Source organism: Vibrio sp. 10N.261.46.A3, from assembly GCF_041472995.1.
In the GTDB taxonomy this organism is placed as follows: Bacteria; Pseudomonadota; Gammaproteobacteria; order Enterobacterales; family Vibrionaceae; genus Vibrio; species Vibrio coralliirubri.
The window spans coordinates 1-563 of the sequence record NZ_JBFRRH010000108.1; the positions used below are offsets into that span (position 1 = coordinate 1).

A 563-nucleotide genomic window follows, 5' to 3' on the forward strand; every position below is an offset into this window, starting at 1 on the left:
TTACCTGTATGTCATTGAGGACATCTACAGTCGAAAAATTGTTGGTTATGAGGTGTATGAGCATGAATGCGGTGAGCTGGCGTCAGAACTTCTGCAACGAACGTTGATGCGAGAGCAGTGCTTCAATCAAGCGCTGGTTCTTCACTCAGATAATGGTGCGCCGATGAAGTCGTTGACGTTCAAAGCCAAAATGGAAGAGTTAGGTATTACTTCATCGTATAGTCGCCCAAGAGTCAGTGATGATAACCCGTATGTAGAGTCATTATTCCGCACGGTAAAGTACATGCCAAGCTGGCCAACAAAGGGCTTTGAAGCAATCGACAGTAGTCGACGTTGGGTTGAATCCTTCGTACGCTGGTACAACACCGAGCACAAGCACAGCAAGCTGAATTACGTCACGCCTTCAGAGCGTCACAATGGAAAAGATAAAGAGATCTTGAAGCGTCGTGTAGAGGTATTGCTTGCTGCAAAACAGCGAAAGCCTGAGCGGTGGTCTGGTGATATCAGGAACTGTGCGCCTGTTGGTGACGTTCACCTAAATCCAGAAAGAGAAGCTGCTTAAT

1 protein-coding gene is annotated in these 563 nt (G+C 46.9%); it reads left to right on the forward strand.

The window, feature by feature from the left end; all coding sequences use genetic code 11:
- Nucleotides 1-562: transposase (locus AB4484_RS21995; protein WP_372080428.1), on the forward strand; the 562-nt coding region annotated here is incomplete at its 5' end.
- Between the last annotated feature and the right edge of the window lies 1 nt (nt 563).